Below are 21,145 nucleotides of genomic sequence, written 5' to 3'. Positions count from 1 at the left end.
AGTTATTCCATTACCTAAAGGCGCGCTCAAAGATAAAAGCCCCCACGTCCGTGCTAATCCACTGACTTGATTTCCAAATGAAACCACTTCTTTGATCTCTCCAATAAATATTATTGAAAGTTGAGTCGGAGTTCTCGCAGGTTTCCACAACGCGCGTAAGGCGGACCGATTTTCCAGAAACGGATGTATTTTCAGGTCCTTCCGACCTTAGAAAACACACGAAGCTTCGCAAAACAATTGTGTTCACACCACTCAGGTATCTGTGAACGCGAGTGGCTGATTGCGAACTGTTGGATTTTAGGCGCGCGAGGCTTTCTTGTACATCGGCATTCATGAGATCGCCTCCAAGGCCTCTCGTCGCTGTCAAAAGACCGTCCTTAAACGTGAAGCCAATTTTCCCCGATGAGTGCCACTGTTCGTAGTCACCGTTTAGACTCACCCGAACCAGTGCTGTCCTCACTTCGCCCGAGGAGGCAAGGATCAAAGGTTGATCAATCTGAGCCAGGACTTGTGCATTTGACGCCGCCTTTTCTGAGGCCTGATCGTCATTCTTTTTGCTTGGAATGCTCTCTTTTGCTGTGTCCCAAAGGCCTGCGTAAAACTCCTTTTGTCCGTCGTTTCCGCAGCTTTGTAAAATAAAACAAAAACCAAACAGCACGAGTGTTTTTCGCAATACACTCATCTCCAGAACCTCGCCCATTGAGAACTTAAATAAGGCTCACTTTGGTTGGACACCAAGCCATACAGCCGATTGTTTAGATTTAGGCGTGCCCCCCCATCGCGGGTAACGGGTTGAATGACAATTTCCTGACTGGTTTTGTTGGGTCTGCCAAGGGCCCAGAAAAGAGGAATTTCAATCGTAATACCTTTGTCAAAGGAGCCTTCACCGAAGTCCTCTGCAGAAACATCTGTAAGGGTTGCATAGGCGCCAATTTTCCAACCGTTGTTAAACTCTCGAGCAACCGACAGAGTCCCGCCAACATCACCCGCCAAATACCGCCCGACGTCCACTTGTCCGTAAAGGCCATTAGCGAAAGTATAATAGGCTGAGGCATGTCCCGTAGCGATGGTGTAATCAAGCATTCCCAAAAGTTGCTCATAGTCGCGTTGAGATGTGTAGTTCATTTCTAGTCCCAATGCGAGTCGGCTGTCTGTGGGCTTCCACAGCACTTCACCGGATACGCCCGCAAACATTTCTTCTAGAAGCCCGACAGAGAAGCGAGTGTATAGGCTTGTCCCTGGGCGGTTGAAGTATTCCGCCGTCAAATAGGTAATTTCGGGATCGCCGTACTTGTCATAAAGGGCATAGTCGGACCGAACGTGAGGCAGGACAGACTCTGAAGGGCGATCGGCGCTGTTCAGGTTCCCAACCACTCTTTTTCGAACAGCTCCTGATAAAAGGACACCCGGACTTGGCTCATATGTTCCACTTAACTCTACACCAAAGTCTGCGCGAAAGGGGGCGTCTGGATCGAACAGCCCAATAGCCATGTATGGTCCAAGCCCCCAAGTTAAGCTTGGATAGGCATCCTCAACGTAGAGTAAGCCACTGTCGTCAATAAGTTCGGCATCCTGAAAACTGGCGCGCACATAGCTTTTCCAAGACGCGTCTGGCACGTTCTCCAAGTTCTCCATGTCTGTGCGGTTTAGGGTGACGGCAGTCGTTGCCATACCGTTGACGACTGGAACGAGCGTTAGCTTTTCTACTGAGTTCGGGAGCCCCCGAGTCGCGGCACGAGCGGCACGCCCAATCGCCTGCGCTTCTGTCCAGTATGTATTGTTTTTATAGTGAATTATGATGCTGTTTTTGGTGTATTTAAAGCCTTCTAACTCTAGGCCTTCATTGCCTAGGGCTCGTTTCATATTAGCCTCAAGGGCGTTGGGCGTCCTGGAATTATTCACCCAATTGGTGGACCAAGCTTGGGGATTCGCCGAAAGCGATGGGCGCACAAGCACAGGTGTTGGGGCGCCATCATACCCGCTGGGGGCAGGAGGATTTTTAGGGTTGATGGAATAGTTGAATTGGAGGGCGACCGTTGAACCATAGGTATAATAGGCTGCAAGTTGGGCGTTTGCGGTGACTTGATAGTCTAGTCCGAAATTAAAAGGTGACTTGTGATCAATGCCACTGCGTTCACCGTAATAGCCAGTATAGGCATCTGAAGAGTATTCGGCCTTTAAGGAGAGCTTGTCAGTTGGGTGCCATTCGACACCTCCGAAGAAAGCTGCGTCGCCTTTGAACCATTGAACTGAGTTAAATTGCCCACCAGCTGTTGCGTCGTAGTCAGGGCGCGTTTTGAAACTATCGCCAAAAACTGCCAATGGATTTGTGAAACCATTATACGTGCCCATGCGGCCCCAACCAATACCGCCCGTAACGCGCACTTTTGAGGAGACGTTTTTCGTGGTGACAAAGTACTCGCTGCTATATTGGCCTGTTCCGAGCAAATCTCTGAGTCCAACGGCAATAGCCGGTCGGAATTCCCCCTCATCGACAAATCGATATTGCAGATCAAAGCTACGGTCAAAGTTTTCACCGTCTGGGGAACCGAACGGTTTAGTAATTGTGTAACGGAAGCTTCCAGACAAACGCGGTGTGATTTGAAACGTCAGGGAATTGCGTTGCTGGTTGCCGATTTTGGAGATCGAGAAGGCGAGTTCGCCATCGGCGGCGCTCTGCGCAGATGGCATATCAACAAGCCCCGTTGTTCCAAAAAGGTTATAGGTAGGCGCAAAGCCGTCCTGCGCATTAGCTTGAATCGCAACTGCAGCGACACAGCTCGTAAATAGGCCCCGTTTCAACACTTAAATTTGCTCACTTATTATGACTTGCGTGTCGTTGGGGCTTTCATAGGTCAAAACGGGCCAAGGAGCATACGAAAACTCATATATATGCAACTTGGGGCGGCAATGGTGCTGCCGAGTCACATTGAGTTGTGCCCTAGGACCGCGCGTAAACGTCTTCATAGCGAATAATATCGTCTTCTCCTAAATATGTTCCCGTTTGAACTTCAATCAGAACCATTGGAACTTTCCCGGGATTTTCCATGCGGTGCACCGCGCCAAGAGGAATATAGACCGATTGGTTTTCACTGATAAGTTTGACGTCCTCATTCACTGTGACCTTGGCCGTGCCCTCAACAACAATCCAATGTTCGGAGCGGTGATGATGACTTTGCAGGGACAGCGCCGCACCCGGATGGACGACAATGCGTTTCACTTGGAAACGGTCGCCAATGACCAAGCTCTCAAACCAACCCCAAGGCCGGTGGTCTTTGGGAAAGGCCGTCGCTTGGCGGGCTTTTTTTGTTTTCAGCGCCGCGACGGCGAGTTTTACATCCTGTGCGCGGCGCGAGTCCGCGATTAAAACGGCATCGGGCATCGCAATCGCGATAATGTTGCGCAGGCCAATGCCCACAACTTCGAGCCCGTCGTCTTCAGACCGAAGCAGCGTGTCGTCGCAATCGAGCGCAACTGCGGGTCCAGACGTGGCAACGCCCCGTTCATCCCGCACGGATTCGCGCAACACAGCGTCCCAGCCCCCAAGGTCCGACCACCCTTTGGCAAAGGGAACGACCGACAAATTGGACGCGCGCTCCATAACGGCGTAATCGATCGAAATGTCCTCAACGCTCCTCCAAGCTTCGGGGTCTAGGCGCAAAAATCCGAGGTCGGGTTTTCCTTTATCAACGGCCGCTTGAACGGGCGTCATGAGGTCAGGAGCATGCGCTTTAAAAGCGTCTAAAATCGCGCGGACGGAAAAGAGGAAAATACCCGCGTTCCAAAGGAAATTTCCCGCGCCAACCATTTCGTCCGCCCGCGCCTGATCAGGCTTCTCGACAAACCGTGTTAAAGGCATGGTCGAGAGGTCAACTTTTGCCGGTGCCTCGCTCAATTCAAGGTAGCCATACCCGGTTTCGCCATGCGTTGGTTTGATCCCGAACGTGACCAACTGGCCGCTTTTTGCTGATGCGACACCGGCTTGAACCGCCTCCCGAAACGCATCGGTGTTTGGAACCACGTGATCGGAGGGGGCCACAAGCATCAATCCATCCGGATCCGTTTTTTCAAGCCACATGGCCGCAGCCAAAACAGCAGGAGCGGTGTTGCGGCCCTCAGGCTCGATCAAAATAGCCCCCGGATCCATTCCCATTTCAGCAAGCTGCTCGGTCACAATAAATCGAAAATCTGAGTTGGTGAGGATGAGGGGCGCGTTATAGTCCGTTCCCGACAGCCGTTCTGCTGACGCTTGAAAAAGCGTTTTATCGCCCAGCAAAGGGACAAATTGCTTGGGATAACTCTTGCGCGACAAAGGCCAAAGACGGGTTCCAGAACCACCACATAGTAGGACAGGTGTAATCATGATGTTCGACCTTTTCTTAATTTATTTTGCACGCAAGTCATTGTCGCGCTGCTTTAAAAACCATTGATATGTGTCTTGAATCCCAGCGTCCAATGGAATTTTGTAGGACCAACCTAGGCGATCCATGCGACTGACGTCCATCAATTTTCGGGGGGCGCCATCCGGTTTGCTCGTGTCAAACCGCAACGCACCTTTGAAGCCCACAACCGTTGCAATCGTTTCCGCGAGTTCCCTGATCGTCACGTCAGTGCCTGAGCCCACGTTGATGTGGCTGAGCATTTCTTGGGTTTCGCGTTTGTAATCGGCCGCATTCAAATCCATCACAAAAAGCGAGGCTGCGGCCATATCATCCACGTGCAAAAACTCGCGCATTGGTGTTCCGGTGCCCCAAATGACAACTTCGTTCGCACCGTCTTGTGCTGCGACATGCAGTCGACGCATAAGGGCGGGCACCACGTGCGAATTTTCTGGGTGGAAATTATCTCCGGGGCCATAAAGATTGGTCGGCATGACAGAGCGATAGTCCACGCCATGCTGTCGGTTATAGCTTTCACACAGTTTAATTCCGGCGATCTTTGCGATGGCATAGGGTTCGTTTGTTGGCTCTAAAACCCCTGTAAGAAGCGCGTCTTCGCGCATCGGCTGCGCGGCCAGCTTTGGGTAAATACAACTCGACCCCAACTGAAGAAGCTTGGCAACGCCCGCTTCAAAAGCCTGATGAATGATGTTGCATTCGATCATGAGGTTTTCATAAATAAAGGGGGCAGGGTAGGTGTTATTGGCAATGATGCCCCCAACCTTCGCCGCCGCCAAAATCACTTGGTCTGGCCGTTCGTGGGTCATAAAGTCCCGCACAGCCCGCTGATCCGTCAGGTCCAGTTCGCTGCTGGTGCGCGTAATAAGCGTAAGGTCAGCGCCTGCGGCCTTGCGGGCTTCTAATTGGCGCAAAATCGCACCACCAACCATGCCGCGGTGCCCAGCCACATAAATTTTCATGGCCTAACCCTCGGTCGCAATGGGAAGGTCCATGCCGTGTTGCTTCAAGAGGGAATGGCGCCGCGCGGTTTTATAATCTTCGGCTACCATCTCGGCGCACATTTCCTGCACCGTAATTTCGGGAACCCAGCCAAGTTCCTTTTTGGCCTTAGACGGATCACCCAAAAGCGTTTCAACTTCGGCAGGGCGGAAATACCTTGGATCAATCCGCATTATAACATCGCCGACGTTTAAGGCCGCAGCTTTGTCACCCTCAATTTTGTCCACGACAGCAACTTCCGTCAGGCCATCACCCTCAAAGCGAAGCGTGATCCCCAACTCGGCTGCAGACCATGTGATGAACTGCCGAACCGAGTATTGGACACCGGTTGCTATGACGTAATCTTCGGGTTTGTCCTGTTGGAGCATCATCCATTGCATCCGCACATAATCTTTGGCGTGGCCCCAATCGCGCAGCGCATCGATGTTGCCCATATAAAGGCATGCCTCCAACCCCAAAGCGATGTTTGCCAAGCCGCGCGTAATTTTGCGGGTCACAAATGTCTCGCCGCGACGGGGGCTCTCGTGATTGAACAAGATGCCGTTGCAGGCGTACATTCCGTACGCTTCACGATAGTTAACTGTAATCCAATAGGCGAACATTTTCGCGACGGCATAAGGCGAGCGGGGGTGGAATGGTGTCTTCTCGGTTTGGGGGGTTTCTTGGACCAAACCATATAGCTCAGACGTAGACGCTTGATAAAAACGCGCCTTATTCTCAAGCTTAAGAAAACGGATCGCTTCGAGCAAACGCAAAGCCCCCATCGCATCAACATCTGCGGTATATTCGGGAGCTTCAAAACTCACGGCAACATGGGATTGCGCCCCAAGATTATAAACTTCGTCTGGATTCACATCCTGCAGGATCCGCGTCAGGTTGGAACTGTCAGAGAGGTCGCCATAGTGCAATTTAAAATTTGAGTGCCCCAAATGCGGATCCTCGTAAATATGATCCAGCCGTTGCGTGTTAAACGATGAGGCACGCCGCTTGATACCGTGGACTTCATAGCCCTTTTCCAAAAGAAACTCAGCTAAGTAGGAACCGTCTTGCCCCGTCACTCCTGTGATCAATGCGCGTTTTGTCATATATGATTGCCTCAAAAAATGTGCCTAATTTTCAGATAGCTTGGTATCAGAGCTTTATGCTCTCGGACACCCGTTGTTTTGGAGAGAGGAGGACTTTCTGGCAAGGGCCCAAAATGCGGGAAAAACAAGGGTGGGCCGATAGGCGGTGTTATCGGGCGTTTGGGGGAAGGGCGTGTCGCTGGACAGATAATGCGCAGTGTCTTGGCCACTTATTGGCGGAATATTTCTTATATACTTCTGCGCCTGAATTGCCCTGACGATTTTGTTGCCTGCGATTCACTTCGCCGCATGGCCACAGGCGCGGCGGTCTGTATTCTGAGCGTATGAGCAAGCAATACAAAACAGTCTCCTTATCCGACGAGCAGCGCATAGCACTTGAAGCGCTTTTTCGCCGCCGCAAAGTTGATGCCCTTGTGTGGAAACGTGCGCGAGCGTTCCTTCTTCTGGACGCAGGAGAAGACGCAGGAACGGTTTGCCGGATATTGGATATTGGCCCAACAGTTTTGACGGAATGGCGATTTGCCTTTGCCGGAGCGGGGCTGTCATTTTTCGGCTTAAAGGACTACAGCCAGCGTCAGGGCCACTTGTCCGTCGTGCAAGAGCAGGTGCTGAAAGCCCATTTCACCGAACATCCGGCCCGGAACGTAGATGAGGTCTGTGCCTATGTTCTGGCAGAGTGCGGCCAAAGCTACAGCCCCTCGGGAGCGGCCAAGCTGATGCGCCGCTTGGGGTTCGCGTATAAGAAACCACAATTACTGCCTGCACAGGCCAATGAAGCCAAACAGGCGGCGTTTATTGCCCAATACGAGGCCCTGATGAACGGGCTGGCCGCAGATGAGATGGTTGTCTTTTCGGACGCTGTCCACCCCGAACACCAGAGCCGCCCCGCCCATGGCTGGTTCCCCAAGGGACAAAAGACGGCCCTGAAGGCGACATCTGGGCGCAAGCGGCTCAATATTCAGGGTGCGCTTGACCTTGAGACATTCCAGTTCACCTTTGTAGAAGGCGAAAAGATCAATGCCCAGACAACCCAACAGATGCTGGAAAAGTTGGAGCGCAACAACCAAACCATGACGACCATCCATGTCTTTGTCGACAATGCCCGCTATCATCATGCCAAGATACTTCAGCCATGGCTCGACAGCCCAGAACGCCGGGTGAAGTTGCATTTCTTGCCAGCATATGCCCCGCATCTCAACCCAATCGAACGCCTTTGGGGCGTCATGCACGATTGGGTCACACACAATAGGCACTATGCAACGTTCAACCAGTTCACCGAGGCGATTTTCGACTTCTTCCGCACCATACTGCCAAAAAAATGGCCAGAGTTCCGCGACACCGTCACCGACAACTTCCGCGTCGTATCACTCAAGGAATACAAAGTGATTTGAGGAGGCGGAACCTCAGGTCAATTCAGGCTCAGGAGTATATTTCTTAAGTTGAGGTTTTCTTGAATTGAATTAGAGCGCTGGCGAAATGGGTGTAATGTGAACCAGTTTCAACAACCGCTTGCTGCAGCTTAAGTGGTCGGGCACGGCACAGGATACAAATGGATCTACTCAGCACCTTTAATTTCCTCGGGGCCAATTAGCCCCTCGAATTCCTTTCTCTCTCCGCCAGCAACGGAAATACCTCGACAGCGCATCCACGCGTGAGCACCTAAACCACCGTAAGAGTGCTTCGGTACCCCTAGAAAACACGCTCCAAGTCCCTGCGACGCAAGATTTTGTCGGCCGCGATGCCGCGAATAAGGCAGTCCGTTCGCTAAAATAATACGCTCGCGGCGCCCGAAATCGCCCATTCTAAACGCATCAGGCTGGCGTCCACGTCCAAATCCCGTAGGCTTGCATCGTCGTCTGGTTTTTTTGAATTCGGAGCGTCCATTTCCTCTCGTGCTTGTAGATGGGCAATAATACTTTTGGCGGGTAGGCGGGTGAAAACACTTCGAGCTTCAAATAAGGCCTTGGAAGCATTTAAGACCTCACGCCAGTCTGACATCTTGAGGGCGGCGACCTTGTGGAGCTTTTTAGAAAAACCAGTGTGTGTGGACATTCCTTTTTGACCTGACATTGCCAGATCTACCCGCACTAATTCTGGCGCATCTCGATCAGATTGAGCTTTTCGAGATCGGCCAAAAGTTCGCGAATGTCTTGTTCAAGGATATCGGCTTCGACCTCATATTCTTCCTCCATTGCTAAGCAAATGGCGGAAAACGGGACCCCTGCGGAAATATGTGTCCAAGCGGAGGCTCCAACTGGATCGAGACCGAAATAGACGCCACTTTCTAGGTCAAGCAAAACCAAATCACCGTCGACTAGCCGAGAAACTATATGGACCGGAATTTCGAAAATTGAATCTGGGGTCATTTGACTCCCCTTAAGTCACGAGTGGCGGAAAGGATTGCAGCACGCAGGTCGCCAAGTTCACTGTAACGGCGTGGATAATCGAGTGCAATAGAAGGGACCGTTTCGCTTATCTCCGCCACGGCCTCAAAATTGTGACGAATCCGGTTCTTATCCTGCACATCCAATAAGAATATATTTGACATCCAGTTAGTAAGCGCGTCGGTACCACGCATGCGCCGGAAACTTATTTCGTCAGTATCGCCAGAACCAAGGAAAAAGGCAGCAACTAGCGACCGCGGATCTGCGCAATGCGGCAGGCGTTCTCCGGCGAGAACACGTGCCTTATCTGTGAAGGGGACGGGCGGAGCCATTGCCAACAAATCGGCGCCCAGTGCGGCCTTAGTATCATCCCACATTCGGACTGAAGGATGGCTGGGTAGCACAGTAAAACCATCAGGGGCTCGCGCAAGCATGAAGCCGTCATCCGTTAGGAAGCGATTGCCAGAAATCGCAAAACTTGCCGCCAGAGTTGATTTCCCGCGCCCGGATGTTCCAAAAAACGCAATTGCGTCGCCGTCACATTCCACAGCGCTGGCGTGAAAGTAAAGCTCGCCGCGCGCGCTCTGCATAAGGGGAAGAACCTGATTGAGAAAGAGATGCTCTTGCGTGCTGGCATCGTTGCCAGGAACAAGCCAGCACAAAGCCTTGGATCCATCCGATGCAACCTGAAAGTCGGCCAATCCCGGAAACCGCAAAAGGAAGCCACCCTGATCGCGGAAAAAGTTCGTCCAAACCACACCATCTGGCGCTGTCCAACTGTGGAACGGGGCAACATTCATCGGGGATTGAGGGCGTGGCGGCATTGTAACGAGGTCGTCGATCACCATGGAGTTCCCGCCGCGCCGTACCTACAAGACGAGGACCGGCTGGCTCTAAGCTCTCTTACTGCCTTGGCCCGATCCAAAATAGAGGTTTGCATAGATTCGATCGGTTTTGTCAGGTGTTTATGTCCTAAAACTCTAATCACTAGAAACCTCGGCCATAATTCGCTCACTCAATGACTATTACCGCAGCGTGTCAAAACTCCTGTAAGGAGATTGTTTTTTTCGACATTTGCAGGAGAGAATAAAAACGAAGAAAATTAATTGCGAGCGCCGCAGCTCCATATAGTGCGCCCCTTAAAATCCCTTTTTTAGTTCTATCCAAAAAATTCCAATTATCACGTTGGCTTTGCTAATAAACTGAGATTAACGGTTTTTTCTGCCGGCTCCAGCGTCGTTTCCATTCGATTTTGATCCCTGAGTCGTCATATGCAGAGTACCTAATGAGCGAATTTTGGGGGCGGCGTACGCTTTTTTTTCTGTTTCTTTCTTTTTCATCGAGGATCGCCCTTTTCACATTACTTTGTAACTAACGCGTTATATTCGGTTATTTCGCAGACGGATGCAACGCAAATTAATATCCCCACAGTAAAAACACGGGCTCCAGTTCCCGGCTCTAAAACGTTCCGTTTTAACTCTGAAAACCCTTGTGGTGAAAACCACTCTTTATCAGGCAGGGTTGTCGGAAAGGGTATCAGTGCGAGATCCTGTTTGTAGGGCTCGGAAGCCACCCCAAAGTCAGCCTTGGATGCACGGAGCCGAACATTTTCGGGCAATAGGCCCTTCATTGCTTGGCGATGCACGAAGCGGTCTTGTTGAGCTTTACGCAATTGTGTGAGCGGTAACCCGAGCGCCATTTCAAGGAACGCGCGGCTGTAGAAGGGCGATCGATATTCAATTCCCGCCATGCTTCCCATTCGCTCCATGGTTTCTCGCGCAAAAGAGGGGTAGCCCCCTTGAAGTGACATGAGGCGTTCTCGCAGGCCAATCCTAAGGTGCGATTGCGACTTGGCTTGCATGGCCTGATTCTTGTTGAGGCGTTCCTTTAAGAGGTCTTGCATGGGCGGCGAAAGCCAAGGGTAGTTTCGACGGGTATGCGCTTCTTCGCGTTGTAGCGCCCACCGAGCGGTCTTTCTCACCTGAGAGGGCAAGTTTGGATAAACGCCATGTCGGAACAGACCATAGAGTGCACGTGCCCCGCCACGGTCATTATAATCCGCCCTAAAGCTTTTGCCAAAAGCGCGCCAATCACCAAGTTGCAAACACTCCGCGAGGTCGTTTTCGCCGGCATCGAGCCATTGATCGCCGCCCATGCCGTTCACAATAACCCTTCCTCCGTTGCGTTCATGGGTTTCATACATGCCTAGCTGCATAAGGGCATTTGGGAGATTGGGAACAGTGCCAAGTTTTGCGGCTTCACTTTTGAGCCACGCAACCGAACGATAGGTTGGGGGAACCTCAGTTATCGTGCGACCACGGTGCGCGCCGACAGCATATGCAAAGTCGAGTTCATATGCCTCTGTTCCTTTGTCAAACTTGAGGGTGTAGCCAGCAATGTCGGGGGCGGGCAATCGACCTTCCCGATGCAATTCATCGGCGATAGAAAACATGGCCGATGAATCTAGGCCGCCGCTGACTTCAAAGCCGACGGGGCGATGCGAGCGGGATTGCTGGCGAATGGCCTCAAACAAGACCTCTCGGTATCGTTCAACATAGTGGCTTTCATTGCGAAAGTGGATCAGGGGAATTTGTTCCGGATGCCAGTATGTCTTGATCCTCGGGCCGTTTTTATCAACGGTCATATGGCACGCCGCAATGAGGCGCGATACGCCCTGCCAAAGCGTTTCATCTCGCGAAAGCCATTGCACAGTAAGATTTTCCGCTACTGTGCCTTGGTTCAAATTCCGTGGCACGTTCGGTCCCGCTAAGACGGCTTGGATTTCGGAGGCGAAAACGAGGCAATTGCCGTCCCAATAGAAGACGAACGGTTTTGATCCTGCGCGGTCTCTTGCACAAAACACCTTGCGCTGGCGGGAATCCCAGATCGCGAGCGCGAAGTCGCCGTCGATGTGTTCTAGACAGGCGTCGCCCCACCTCTCAAAGGCGCGCAACACAAGTTCGGCGTCCGAGCGGGTTCGCAGGCGGGCATTTTCGGCCTTGAGCAGGCGGCGCAACTCTTCCCAATTATCGACGCGGCCGTCCATAACCAAATGCAAGGTTTGATCTTCATTGGCGAGCGGTTGTGTCTCCTCCAGGGATTCAGGCGTTGTGTGCAACATGCAATGCCCAAGCGCTGCGTGTTCGTCCGCCCAATGGGAAATCCCGTCAGGGCCGCGATACGCCATGGAGTGTGTCATGCGCGCGACAAGGTCTTGATTGACTGGTCCGCCGTCAAAGCGAATAATACCCGCGATTCCGCTCATTTCATTTTCCGATCACTGATGACACTACCCTTTGCCAAGCCCACGACCCGATCCGCAAGGGCAAGACTGGCTGGCCGGTGGGTGATTAGGATAACCGTGCGATCGGCAAAGGCAGCACGGGCCGCAGCGATAAAGGTCGCTTCGCCTTCTGGGTCGAACATTGCGGTTGGCTCGTCCAGCACAAGTACAGCCGGGTCTTTAAGCAGCGCCCGCGCCAGCGCCACTCTCTGTGCTTGCCCACCCGATAGCCGTACCCCGCGATCGCCGATAACGGTTTCGTACCCCTGTGGTAGGGCCATAACAAAGTCATGGGCTTGTGCGCTATGGGCCGCTGCCTCAATGGCCGCGTCGCTGGCACCGGGTAAACCATAGGCGATGTTTTCGCGTAGCGTGGCATGGAACAACAGAACAGATTGGGAGACCAAAGCGATTTGACTCCGCAAGTTCTTGAGGTCAATATCCGCAATGTCGGTACCGTCGATCAATATCCGCCCCTGATCCGGCTGATCAAACCGCATAAGCAGGTTTATCAGCGTACTTTTCCCGACCCCATTGGGGCCGGTAATCGCCACGGTTTCTCCAGCGCAAATATGAAGGTCAACACCGCACAGCGCTTGGTGGCGACCAGGATAGGTAAGGTGAATTCCCTCAAACCTGATATCTCCTTTGACTGAGTCTAGGCACATTGTTGGGGAAAAATCCTCGGGCGTTTCGGCGAACAACTCTTCTAGTCGAGACAGAGCACCGCGGGTGAGTTGTGTCTGCGCCCAGAGATCCGCTAGGGACGCAAACGGAGCCGTCAGAAAGGCTGCATAGAGCAGGAAACTGACAAAATCGGCGACCGACATCTCTCCGCCCGTTACCCGGTCGCCAAGAAGGCGCAGCAAGACAACCATTGTCGCAAGCGCGAAAAATTGGATGAGGGGCGTAAGCAGTGCGGAGATGCGACCCTGTTGGACGATAAGAGAGCGCAACGACTCAGCTCGATCGAGATTATCGGACGAAGCGGTGGCTTCGCGGGTGTAGGCTTTGATTGCAGGCATCATGGAAATGTTTTCATCCACGGTAGAAACCAAAGCCCCATATGCGTCACGCACTTGGATCGAGAGTGGCCGCAGCTTACGCCCAATCAAGCGTAAGCCAATGTAAAACAACGGGATCAGCGCCAATACGATACCCGCAAGAGCTGGATCGATAGCAGCCATGAGAATTACCGCGCCGGTAACGGCAATCAGATTTGGCAGGATGCTTGTCATTGTTGAGGTCAGAAATGAGCTCAATTGCTCAGCTTCGTAGACGGCGAATGACAGGATATCACCCTGTTTGCGCGCTCGAAAATAGCCAAGCGGCAAGCTCTGTATATGGTCGTAAATCTTCTGGCGCAGATCTGTTATGATCTTGGCCGAGGTCTCAATGAGAACTAGCCCTCTGAAATAGGCAAACAAAGAACGGACCGCGAAAAGTCCAATAATTCCGCCTAGGACAGCATCAATATTCAACCCCTGTTTGGCCAGAATACCCGACGCGAATTTTCCTCCTAGCCAAGGTACTCCCAAGGCGACAACCGTCTCGACGACTAAAAAGCCAGCCACGACAGTCAGTGAGAATTGGTAGGGACGCGCAAGGCTGATCAGCTGGCTTAGCTTCATGACGGGCGATTGCCGCCGGAAAATAGCTTTCCGACTCCCTGGATGCCGCGTTTCATATAGAGCATCGGCAGTAAGCCGCGTCCAAATTGAGCGCGCATGTAGCTTGCAGGCGGGAAACCATGCTCGCCAATGAAGGCTATTTTGCCCCACACGCCAGTTTGCGCAGCAACGTCTAGCTTGAAGCGAGTCAAGCTTTTCCCGTTGAGGTAGGTTTCTACCGGAGAAACTTTGGTTGGTTCCGCCAGTGCGTCCAACACATCCGGTGGAACTTTGGTGCCAAACGCTGCGGTAGCTGCGGTAATGCCGGACAAACTAATCCGCGCCAGGCCTTTTTTACGCGCTCGATGAACTAAATCTGTCCAGTCCGCCTCGGTCAGGCCCTTCGTGAGCAAATCGATATCCGCGAGCCAGATTAGCCGATCAGAACTATAATAAGAGTGGCCATCAACAGTATACGGAGATCTTAAATGAACGAGGCGATGAAAACAGGCGATTAAGATAGCATCAACCGGTGCGGGAGACCGTGCTGCATTACAGAGAGACGGTAAGGGTGCTGAACGCGAGAACAACTCATCCCACGAGAAAAGCTGAGAAAGGCACGCCGAGTTGTTAATTTGCCAATGAAGGTCGACCGAGTGTGACCAGCCTAGGCCCTCTTCAAGCGCGTAGCTAGCTTGTGAGGCGCCGCGAGTGCGTGCGAAAGTCAGGCCGCGCACAAAGCCGAGGTCGACCAAGATTTCACCAGCGTGAATACGTTCAGCAAAAGGTACCAGAATGTCTGTGTCCCCTCGGATCCTGTCGGCAGCGGATTCGTATACAGAATAGGCGCACGCGGTGCCCTTAATTATGATGGGTCTTATCCCGACCTCTGAGAGGATGCCTATCGCCCGACCAATAAAATGCCGGTGGCGATCCTCCCAGAAGAGATATTGAAGCCGCTTGTCCCGAAGGTCTTTGGTTAGACTTTCAGGAACATTTTGCACCCCTTCGAGCGCGGTGGCGAGCAGTCCAGCCACACCATGAAAGTTTATTCTCTCAAGCAGTTCCTCGGCGTCAGGTGCCACAGACTGGTCGGGCCACCTATCAATCTTTCCCGTCAAAGCAGAGAGAATTAAGGCGTCCGTACCCACCGAATTCGAAATAGAGACTGGGATTTTCCCAGCGTCCTCAGCTTGAGGCGGTAAATCGATATTATATGGGGCGGGAGAATTTTCCGACAACGTTTTCACCAGAATCCTAGATTGTTCATTTGCTCAAATCAGTACAATAATTATTAAATAGCTCACAGTTTTGTAAACGACTTGGTATCTCAGTTTCTGGGGAGGTTCAAATTCAATTAGTGAATTCACTACCTCAGTATCCGTGTTCTTGAACCGGTCGCGCGTCCATAACAAAAATCGAGTTGGCCATCGTCTACATTGTTTCGATATTTTTTGGTACAGTAGCATTGTACAGGCCTAGGGACACTTAGATGAACGCAGAGCTTAACTAGGTAGGGCTTGCCCCTCAAGATTGAATGGTGCGGACTAATTGTGAATGTATCATTTTTCGCTATCGCAAATATTGTCGATAGGCTGCGTGTTGAAAAAGGACAATACTTTTTGGGCGACAGAACTCAAGGGACTTTGTCAGGTTTATTCGGCGAAGAATTATCTAATTTGGCCAGTAGATCTTGTTCGGATGTCAATTTTGGTTGAGTAATTTCCATCTCAGAAAAATTGTCGAATTTTGCTCGTATTTTTTGATAAAAGTGTTCCAAGTCCACCTACATTGTTTCTTCTAATTGCGCGGAAGTCCTCGCGGCTTTTTTGGATGATCCGCCCCAAAGATCGGTTGCTTTCACCTCCCACACGCATTTTCACCAAGACCTCTGGGATATAAGCAATCTCTATTTTACCTTTAACCAAATAGCGTAGCATCGCGTCATAGTCCGCAGCAATGGTGAAGTCAGTATCGTACACGCCCCACATCTCAAACACAGAACGGCGTAGAAAAAGCGTGGGGTGAGGTGGCATCCAACCGCTTTTCAGTTTTGAGGGGTGGTATTCTCCGGACTTCCAATGGCGAACGACGCGGCTGTCGTCCAGTGACGACACGTATTGAAGATCACCATAAACGCCATCAACTTCAGGATCTGAGAAAGCATGAGCGACTTTGGCAAGAACTTCGTGGTGCGCAAAAAAATCGTCCGAGTGCATTAGGCCGATTACGTCGCCCGTTGCGCGCGAAATTCCGAGATTAATGGCATCGTATATTCCCTTATCTTTGCGGCTCTCTATTGAGGTGCTTCGCAGGTTGAGGGCGTTAATAATCTCAAGAGTTCGGTCTGTTGAGCCGCCATCCTGAATGACGTGCTCAACTTTAGGGTGCGATTGCCTTTGAACACTTGTTACAGCTTGCGCAATTGTGCTTTCACGATTGTAGACAGCAGTGACAACCGAGATTTTCATTTTGTGCGAGCCATCTAATTTTTCCACTGTCTCGTTCTGATCAATGCGGCCGTTTCAATCAAGCTTTAATTCTCATGATTGGACGTGTTTAAGTATGTTGCTGTTGCCAATTTACATTTAGGTCGCAAATCCCAAAATTCGTTCTTGGTGAGACACTAGTTGACTTCACCGGAACGCGGCCGGTCAGAACGTATTTTGTGAACCTTTTTCGATCAAGAAAAATTAACGAAATGTTTCCAGCGTCGTCGAGAACCGAGTCGGAAAGGGCAAATCTAGTTCAGTATTCGAACTGCGCGCCCAGTATTATTCCAGGTCGTGCAACAGCAAGCTTTTCTGGGAGGAAATGCGCGCAGATCAGCGTAAGAAGTTCCCGGTCCCGTGGCAACAATCTCTCATGGATATTAAACACGAAATTGCGCCGGTCTCTGGTTCGAATAGAGCAAGAAAATCGATGGAGTGAATTTTTGCCGTTCTCGACGAATCGTCTGAACATTTCTCATGTGGAATCGCTGATGGAAACGGCTAGAGAGTTCACCCAACCCTCAGTTCTGCCGGCGTTTTCTCCCAATAAACCTTATCTTAAAAGATCTCCCCTAGTCTGGTTTTGAAATCTGACGAGCCAATTTCTCGCTGACATTAACTGCCATTGATCCAAGAGAGGGAATCCTATGAAATATTTAGTTTTAGCTATCGTTGCAACTTCGATTGCTGCCTGCACCCAACAGCCCAATGCAAACACTCAAGTTACAAGGCAAAACACAAATAATAACACAAATTTTAACGCTACCGAAGCCGGCTTTGTTCAAAAAAACCAGGGGATCTTACTTGACAGTGCGACGACTACTGTTGGGTTAACTATGGGTCTTGCGGAGGCGAACCCTCTATTATTGGGGGTTTGCGGAACAAATCCAATTGCTGTTGGTGTATGCGGGCTTGGCGTCAAAAAAGTATTGGAGAAGAGTATTGATAGCGTGCTTGGAGACAGACTTGCGAGCCCGGCCTCTAAATATGTTAATTCTGCAGGCTACATGGCCGGGTGCGCCAATATCGCGGTCATTACCGGTGTCATTTTTCCTGCAAACCTCGCACTAGGCGCTGTTTGCGCTAAGGTTTTTTGGGATTCCGAAACAAGAAAAGAAGCGGCTCTCAAAAGAAGCCAGGAATCAAAGCAGTTGTTCACGGAAGTCGCGAACTGATATGCTCCTGAACTAACGACGCCAGAAGCTGGCAAGACATTTTTTTGTGCGGGTCCTGACATCGCCATGAAAATGCGGGCAGGGGATGGAGTTTTATCAATCCGTTCGCGAGGCCCCTAGAGGTAGGAGAGCGCAAGGTGTGGGCATACTTGCTAACGTGAATGTGCCCACTGTGCGAGCTCCTGTGTTATCGGCCGTTTGGGGGAAACCATATGGGCTTTCGATTCAGGGCATGCCTGTACAAATAGGTTTGTCCAAATTTGTTTTTCTGCACGGGTCCAGAATTGTTGGCTTTGGCATACCAAACACGCGGCATCGCATTGGCCAATAACCAAAATGCGGATCAACTGATTTCGGCGTTCTTTGTCATTTTCAAATAGAATGTGGTGAAACCATATTTCTGAAATTTGTTGAAAGCCCGTCATCGAAGTCGCGCGCTTGAGGTTCAATAAACCGACATGAAACTGGCAGCGCTCGTTTGAAATTCCAAACTAGGATTTCGACGGAGGTAGATGCTGCCTGGTTTCCAACGTTCCCGAAATGCTAATGGGGGGGGGGTAAAAAATGGGGGGGTACGCGATTTCTATAAAACAACCCCATACAAAGTAGAAAATAGTTGGATGATTTTACTTAGGCACCTTGAAACTCCGTGACTCGTAGGCATTTTACAAGATGCAGCATGAGTTTGGAGGCGATGATGAATGAAGATATTAACGATAGTACGGGGTCGTCCTTAGGGAATAATGATACCTATGTTTCGATGGATGCTCCGGATGAAGAACTTCGCCGCGCGGCTTCTGAGGCAAAGTCGGGCGAAACACGAAAAGCTGAACCCCAGAACGAGCGAGTAGAGGTCCAAAATGCGGAAGTAGAAAATAAGAAATTGTTGGTGGAAGCAGAAAAGAAAATCGCAGATAAAGTTTTTGAGGATTTTGTTAAATTCTTTGAGCTCTCATCGGACGATTTAGAAATGGCTACAATGTCAAGTGATCCCGATGTTCAGCAACACCGGATTTTTGGGCTTGTTGATATGATAGGATTGCCTCCCAATGCTTCTCCTTTAAATAATAAATACAAACTGAAGGCTGCGCTGGCTTCGATTCGCGATATAAACCCGAAAGACGAAACAGAGCGAATGTTTGCGTACAATCATGTTGCCCTCCAAAACCAATCTGAAGGCATGATGAAAACGATGGCGAAGGGCAAGGAAAATATGCTCGAAAATCCGCAGTCCCTGAATGCGTACGTAAAAGTTCAAGCCAGCCTGCTTAAAGGCATTGAAGCCTTGGATAAGCATCGTCGTGGCGGAAAACAACAAGTGCTGGTTCAGCACGTTCACGTTGGACCTGGGGCACAAGCCGTCGTTGGTGATGTCGATGCGCGCAAGGTGATTAAGGAGACGAGTGAGCGCCCGATGAAGGATGTTGTGGATTCAAAACAACAAAAACGGACGAAAGTTCGCAACTCGGCAAAGCCTAGCATCTCGAAAGGTTAGTTGGTTCCATGATCAGTCGACATAAACGAAACACGGATCCCATGCATGATAGTTCTAGATGTGGTGCGAAAACACGGAGTGGTTTCCCCTGTCGATCTCCAGCAGTCAGCGGAAAAGCTAGGTGTCGCATGCATGGCGGCGCAAAAGGGGCTGGAGCGCCTACAGGAAACTCTAATGCTTTGAAGCACGGTGCGTATACGGCAGAAAAGATAGCGGATCGCACTGAATTTAAAAGGCGACTAGATGCTCTTCTGGAAAAAAACAAATCCCTCGTTGAGGATTTGAAAAACACCGACGCAAGCAATTTTTGGAAGTGAATCCCATTTCGGCATAGGCGTTTTCGTGGATTATTCGACGCTATCGGTCGTGCTTTTCATCCGAAAGGTGCCTTAGAGTTTTGCTGGGCTGAGGGGAGCCTGGCAAAGTGGTAGAATTTCATTCTTAAATCTGAATTTACAAAATACATAATAAAAACAACTACTTACTGTTTAATTTTTGGCTGAAGTTTGGTATCTTTCCTCTATCGCTGGTATTGAAAGAGGATTGGTTGAAATGGATATTGCGACACTGCGGCAGATTGTTGACCTTTTACCCAAGGACACGCCTACATTACGAACTCTTGAAACAACCATTCGCGTTGGGGCTGGTTTTGGCGGCGCTTGGTACTCATCGCAAAAAGTACATTTGCAACGTTGGCTATCGGAATATAACACGCCTGGGCCATATAAACGTAATGCTTCACGCGAGCGCAATGCACGTTTTATGTATCAACATCTTTCGTGTGCCACTTGTCTCTATTGGCTTCTCGAGGCGGCAGAAACTGACGCCGCACTCATGCGTCTTGCGTTCGATGCCGTAGTTGTCGCGCGCCCAAACGGCGCATCGCAGTGCGGCGCATTCCGGCGCGTAATTTCATGGGAAACCGCCAAGGGAATTCTTCTCAAGCCAAATACTTCGAAATCCTGGCCGGTTCACCTGGCGCGCCAGATTGGTGACGATGATCTATTCAATCCGTGGCAAAAAGAAAGGGACTTGTTCGATGACGATTAACGACACGATCCTTTATGATTGGCGCAGCGAGCCGAGAAATCTGGAGGGTGCCTTCGCGCCTTCTACCCTCCGTGCCTATGTCTCCGATACCGAAGCCTATGTCGGCTGGTGCAAGGCAAATAGCGTCGTTCCGTTTCCTAGCAATGTCGACACTGTATGCGCGTTTTTAGAAAATGAAGCCCCTGGAAAGGCGCCGTCAACAGTTCGGCGACGTCTCTATGCCATCCGAAAAGTCCATAGACTGTTGCAACTGCCAGACCCGACTTTTGACGAAAAAATAAACGTCACCTATCGTCGGATCAATAGGGCGAAGCTCACGCGACCCAAACAAGCGAAAGGCATGACGCGCGACTATCTTGATCGCTTTCTTGCAGTTCAACCAGACTCACCTTGGGGACTACGAAACAAAGCCATGTTGTCGTTGGGGTATGAGTTGCTCACCCGTCGCGCAGAACTTGTTGCTTTGACCACCGATGCGATTGAATTTCGAGAGGATGGCACTATCCGCGCCATTATTCGGCGAAGTAAGGCCGATCCGTTCGGAAAAGGTCGCGTCGCATTTACATCGCTGCAAACGGCGCAATTGGTTCGTGATTGGCTCGCATGGCGGGGGGCTGATGTGAATTTTCTATTTTGTCCTATCTATCAGGGTGTAGCCGTCAATCGGCATCTTAGTACGACTGCGGTTAAGCGACTGGTCAAAAACTCCGCGCGAGCCTGCAGTCTGGAGCAAGGAGAAGTCGATGCTTTTAGTGGGCATTCGTTGAGGGTTGGGGCTGCGCAAGATCTCTTATGCCTCGGCTATGATACCGCGGCAATCATGCGCGCTGGAGGTTGGAAATCAATTGGTGTTCTTGCGCGCTATTTGGAACTGGCTGAGCACAACGTATGGAAAATTTGACAACAAAGAGCGCGGATCACTCGCCAATAAGTTTAAGTCCGTGTCGTGAAGTCAGGATGTTCTTTTCGCGCGCCTTCTGATTGGTTATCGAGAACATTTCATATCGTATGACTTTGTTTTGGTAGGCCAGAAGCTAATAGGGTAAGTTTCATTGCAAAGTTTACCGTGTGGATAATGACTTGGCTCTGGATGGAAATGAGAAATCCCTTATCCCCTAGGGAGAGTGTCTGATCTTCTGTCTATGAGTAATTTGGTCCCTGCTTCCAAACTG

The 21,145-nt window shown here is 50.8% G+C and carries 18 protein-coding genes; 6 read left to right on the top strand and 12 right to left on the bottom strand.

Annotation, left to right across the window (positions count from 1 at the left end; translation table 11 throughout):
• Window positions 1–10 precede the first annotated feature (10 nt).
• The 5 genes from AB9F26_RS19615 to gmd all read right to left on the bottom strand — a co-directional run bounded on the left by AB9F26_RS19615 (window position 11) and on the right by gmd (window position 6,484).
• Entirely contained in the window at window positions 11–682 is a 672-nt protein-coding gene (locus AB9F26_RS19615; RefSeq protein WP_369768846.1) for a YjbF family lipoprotein, read from the bottom strand.
• Window positions 679–2,805, bottom strand: a complete 2,127-nt coding sequence (locus tag AB9F26_RS19610) for a YjbH domain-containing protein (protein WP_369768845.1) — start codon at window positions 2,803–2,805, stop codon at window positions 679–681. Before AB9F26_RS19610 ends, AB9F26_RS19615 begins: the two co-directional genes overlap by 4 nt.
• A gap of 136 nt (window positions 2,806–2,941) precedes the next feature.
• Window positions 2,942–4,363: a mannose-1-phosphate guanylyltransferase/mannose-6-phosphate isomerase gene (locus AB9F26_RS19605; protein WP_369768844.1), complete on the bottom strand. Its 1,422-nt coding sequence runs from the start codon at window positions 4,361–4,363 to the stop codon at window positions 2,942–2,944.
• 21 nt (window positions 4,364–4,384) lie between these two features.
• Window positions 4,385–5,359 carry a GDP-L-fucose synthase family protein gene (locus AB9F26_RS19600; protein ID WP_369768843.1) on the bottom strand — a complete coding sequence of 325 codons (975 nt, stop codon included), beginning with the start codon at window positions 5,357–5,359 and terminating at the stop codon, window positions 4,385–4,387.
• 3 nt (window positions 5,360–5,362) lie between these two features.
• Window positions 5,363–6,484, bottom strand: coding sequence for a GDP-mannose 4,6-dehydratase (gene gmd / locus AB9F26_RS19595; RefSeq protein ID WP_369768842.1), 1,122 nt, complete (start codon window positions 6,482–6,484; stop codon window positions 5,363–5,365).
• A 323-nt stretch (window positions 6,485–6,807) separates the two neighbouring features.
• Here gmd and AB9F26_RS19590 point away from each other — a divergent pair, with 323 nt between their 5' ends.
• Window positions 6,808–7,875 carry an IS630 family transposase gene (locus tag AB9F26_RS19590; protein ID WP_369768841.1) on the top strand — a complete coding sequence of 356 codons (1,068 nt, stop codon included), beginning with the start codon at window positions 6,808–6,810 and terminating at the stop codon, window positions 7,873–7,875.
• A 373-nt stretch (window positions 7,876–8,248) separates the two neighbouring features.
• On the opposite strand, the gene AB9F26_RS19585 is transcribed toward AB9F26_RS19590, so the two are convergent.
• The 7 genes from AB9F26_RS19585 to AB9F26_RS19555 form a co-directional block, all read right to left on the bottom strand.
• On the bottom strand, window positions 8,249–8,536 hold the full coding sequence (locus AB9F26_RS19585; RefSeq protein ID WP_369768840.1) for a hypothetical protein: 288 nt from the start codon (window positions 8,534–8,536) through the stop codon (window positions 8,249–8,251).
• A gap of 35 nt (window positions 8,537–8,571) precedes the next feature.
• Window positions 8,572–8,850 (bottom strand): PqqD family protein, encoded by a 279-nt coding sequence (locus AB9F26_RS19580; RefSeq protein ID WP_369768839.1) that lies wholly within the window; start codon window positions 8,848–8,850, stop codon window positions 8,572–8,574.
• Window positions 8,847–9,716 (bottom strand): hypothetical protein, encoded by an 870-nt coding sequence (locus tag AB9F26_RS19575; protein ID WP_369768838.1) that lies wholly within the window; start codon window positions 9,714–9,716, stop codon window positions 8,847–8,849. Before AB9F26_RS19575 ends, AB9F26_RS19580 begins: the two co-directional genes overlap by 4 nt.
• A 512-nt stretch (window positions 9,717–10,228) precedes the next feature.
• Window positions 10,229–12,133: an asparagine synthase-related protein gene (locus AB9F26_RS19570; protein ID WP_369768837.1), complete on the bottom strand. Its 1,905-nt coding sequence runs from the start codon at window positions 12,131–12,133 to the stop codon at window positions 10,229–10,231.
• Window positions 12,130–13,782: an ABC transporter ATP-binding protein gene (locus tag AB9F26_RS19565; protein ID WP_369768836.1), complete on the bottom strand. Its 1,653-nt coding sequence runs from the start codon at window positions 13,780–13,782 to the stop codon at window positions 12,130–12,132. The genes AB9F26_RS19570 and AB9F26_RS19565 overlap by 4 nt, the downstream gene beginning before the upstream one ends.
• The gene (locus tag AB9F26_RS19560; RefSeq protein WP_369768835.1) at window positions 13,779–15,002 is read right to left on the bottom strand and encodes a nucleotidyltransferase family protein; all 1,224 of its coding nucleotides are present in this window, start codon (window positions 15,000–15,002) and stop codon (window positions 13,779–13,781) included. The genes AB9F26_RS19565 and AB9F26_RS19560 overlap by 4 nt, the downstream gene beginning before the upstream one ends.
• A 489-nt stretch (window positions 15,003–15,491) precedes the next feature.
• A complete protein-coding gene (locus tag AB9F26_RS19555; RefSeq protein ID WP_369768834.1) occupies window positions 15,492–16,259 on the bottom strand; it encodes a glycosyltransferase family 2 protein in 768 nt (255 codons plus the stop codon).
• A 641-nt stretch (window positions 16,260–16,900) separates the two neighbouring features.
• Between AB9F26_RS19555 and AB9F26_RS19550 the strand changes: the two genes are divergently transcribed.
• The 5 genes from AB9F26_RS19550 to AB9F26_RS19530 all read left to right on the top strand — a co-directional run bounded on the left by AB9F26_RS19550 (window position 16,901) and on the right by AB9F26_RS19530 (window position 20,874).
• Entirely contained in the window at window positions 16,901–17,428 is a 528-nt protein-coding gene (locus tag AB9F26_RS19550) for a hypothetical protein (protein WP_369768833.1), read from the top strand.
• Between the two features lie 697 nt (window positions 17,429–18,125).
• Window positions 18,126–18,923 carry a hypothetical protein gene (locus tag AB9F26_RS19545; protein ID WP_369768832.1) on the top strand — a complete coding sequence of 266 codons (798 nt, stop codon included), beginning with the start codon at window positions 18,126–18,128 and terminating at the stop codon, window positions 18,921–18,923.
• Between the two features lie 8 nt (window positions 18,924–18,931).
• On the top strand, window positions 18,932–19,240 hold the full coding sequence (locus AB9F26_RS19540; RefSeq protein WP_369768831.1) for an HGGxSTG domain-containing protein: 309 nt from the start codon (window positions 18,932–18,934) through the stop codon (window positions 19,238–19,240).
• A 235-nt stretch (window positions 19,241–19,475) separates the two neighbouring features.
• The gene (locus AB9F26_RS19535; protein WP_369768830.1) at window positions 19,476–19,973 is read left to right on the top strand and encodes a hypothetical protein; all 498 of its coding nucleotides are present in this window, start codon (window positions 19,476–19,478) and stop codon (window positions 19,971–19,973) included.
• Entirely contained in the window at window positions 19,963–20,874 is a 912-nt protein-coding gene (locus AB9F26_RS19530; protein ID WP_369768829.1) for a tyrosine-type recombinase/integrase, read from the top strand. Before AB9F26_RS19535 ends, AB9F26_RS19530 begins: the two co-directional genes overlap by 11 nt.
• Window positions 20,875–21,145: the final 271 nt, after the last annotated feature.

The organism is Falsihalocynthiibacter sp. BN13B15 (genome assembly GCF_041205415.1).
GTDB classification, from domain to species: Bacteria; Pseudomonadota; Alphaproteobacteria; order Rhodobacterales; family Rhodobacteraceae; genus Falsihalocynthiibacter; species Falsihalocynthiibacter arcticus.
The sequence above is the reverse complement of the archived record's forward strand: the minus strand, read 5'-3'. Positions and strand labels throughout refer to the sequence as shown.

Coding starts and splice junctions, on each gene's coding strand:
- AB9F26_RS19615 (WP_369768846.1), bottom strand. CDS start 682: ATGAGTGTATTGCGAAAAACACTCGTGCTGTTTGGTTTTTGTTTTATT.
- AB9F26_RS19605 (WP_369768844.1), bottom strand. CDS start 4,363: ATGATTACACCTGTCCTACTATGTGGTGGTTCTGGAACCCGTCTTTGG.
- AB9F26_RS19600 (WP_369768843.1), bottom strand. CDS start 5,359: ATGAAAATTTATGTGGCTGGGCACCGCGGCATGGTTGGTGGTGCGATT.
- gmd (WP_369768842.1), bottom strand. CDS start 6,484: ATGACAAAACGCGCATTGATCACAGGAGTGACGGGGCAAGACGGTTCC.
- AB9F26_RS19590 (WP_369768841.1), top strand. CDS start 6,808: ATGAGCAAGCAATACAAAACAGTCTCCTTATCCGACGAGCAGCGCATA.
- AB9F26_RS19585 (WP_369768840.1), bottom strand. CDS start 8,536: ATGTCCACACACACTGGTTTTTCTAAAAAGCTCCACAAGGTCGCCGCC.
- AB9F26_RS19580 (WP_369768839.1), bottom strand. CDS start 8,850: ATGACCCCAGATTCAATTTTCGAAATTCCGGTCCATATAGTTTCTCGG.
- AB9F26_RS19575 (WP_369768838.1), bottom strand. CDS start 9,716: ATGGTGATCGACGACCTCGTTACAATGCCGCCACGCCCTCAATCCCCG.
- AB9F26_RS19570 (WP_369768837.1), bottom strand. CDS start 12,133: ATGAGCGGAATCGCGGGTATTATTCGCTTTGACGGCGGACCAGTCAAT.
- AB9F26_RS19565 (WP_369768836.1), bottom strand. CDS start 13,782: ATGAAGCTAAGCCAGCTGATCAGCCTTGCGCGTCCCTACCAATTCTCA.
- AB9F26_RS19550 (WP_369768833.1), top strand. CDS start 16,901: ATGAAATATTTAGTTTTAGCTATCGTTGCAACTTCGATTGCTGCCTGC.
- AB9F26_RS19545 (WP_369768832.1), top strand. CDS start 18,126: ATGAATGAAGATATTAACGATAGTACGGGGTCGTCCTTAGGGAATAAT.
- AB9F26_RS19540 (WP_369768831.1), top strand. CDS start 18,932: ATGATCAGTCGACATAAACGAAACACGGATCCCATGCATGATAGTTCT.
- AB9F26_RS19535 (WP_369768830.1), top strand. CDS start 19,476: ATGGATATTGCGACACTGCGGCAGATTGTTGACCTTTTACCCAAGGAC.
- AB9F26_RS19530 (WP_369768829.1), top strand. CDS start 19,963: ATGACGATTAACGACACGATCCTTTATGATTGGCGCAGCGAGCCGAGA.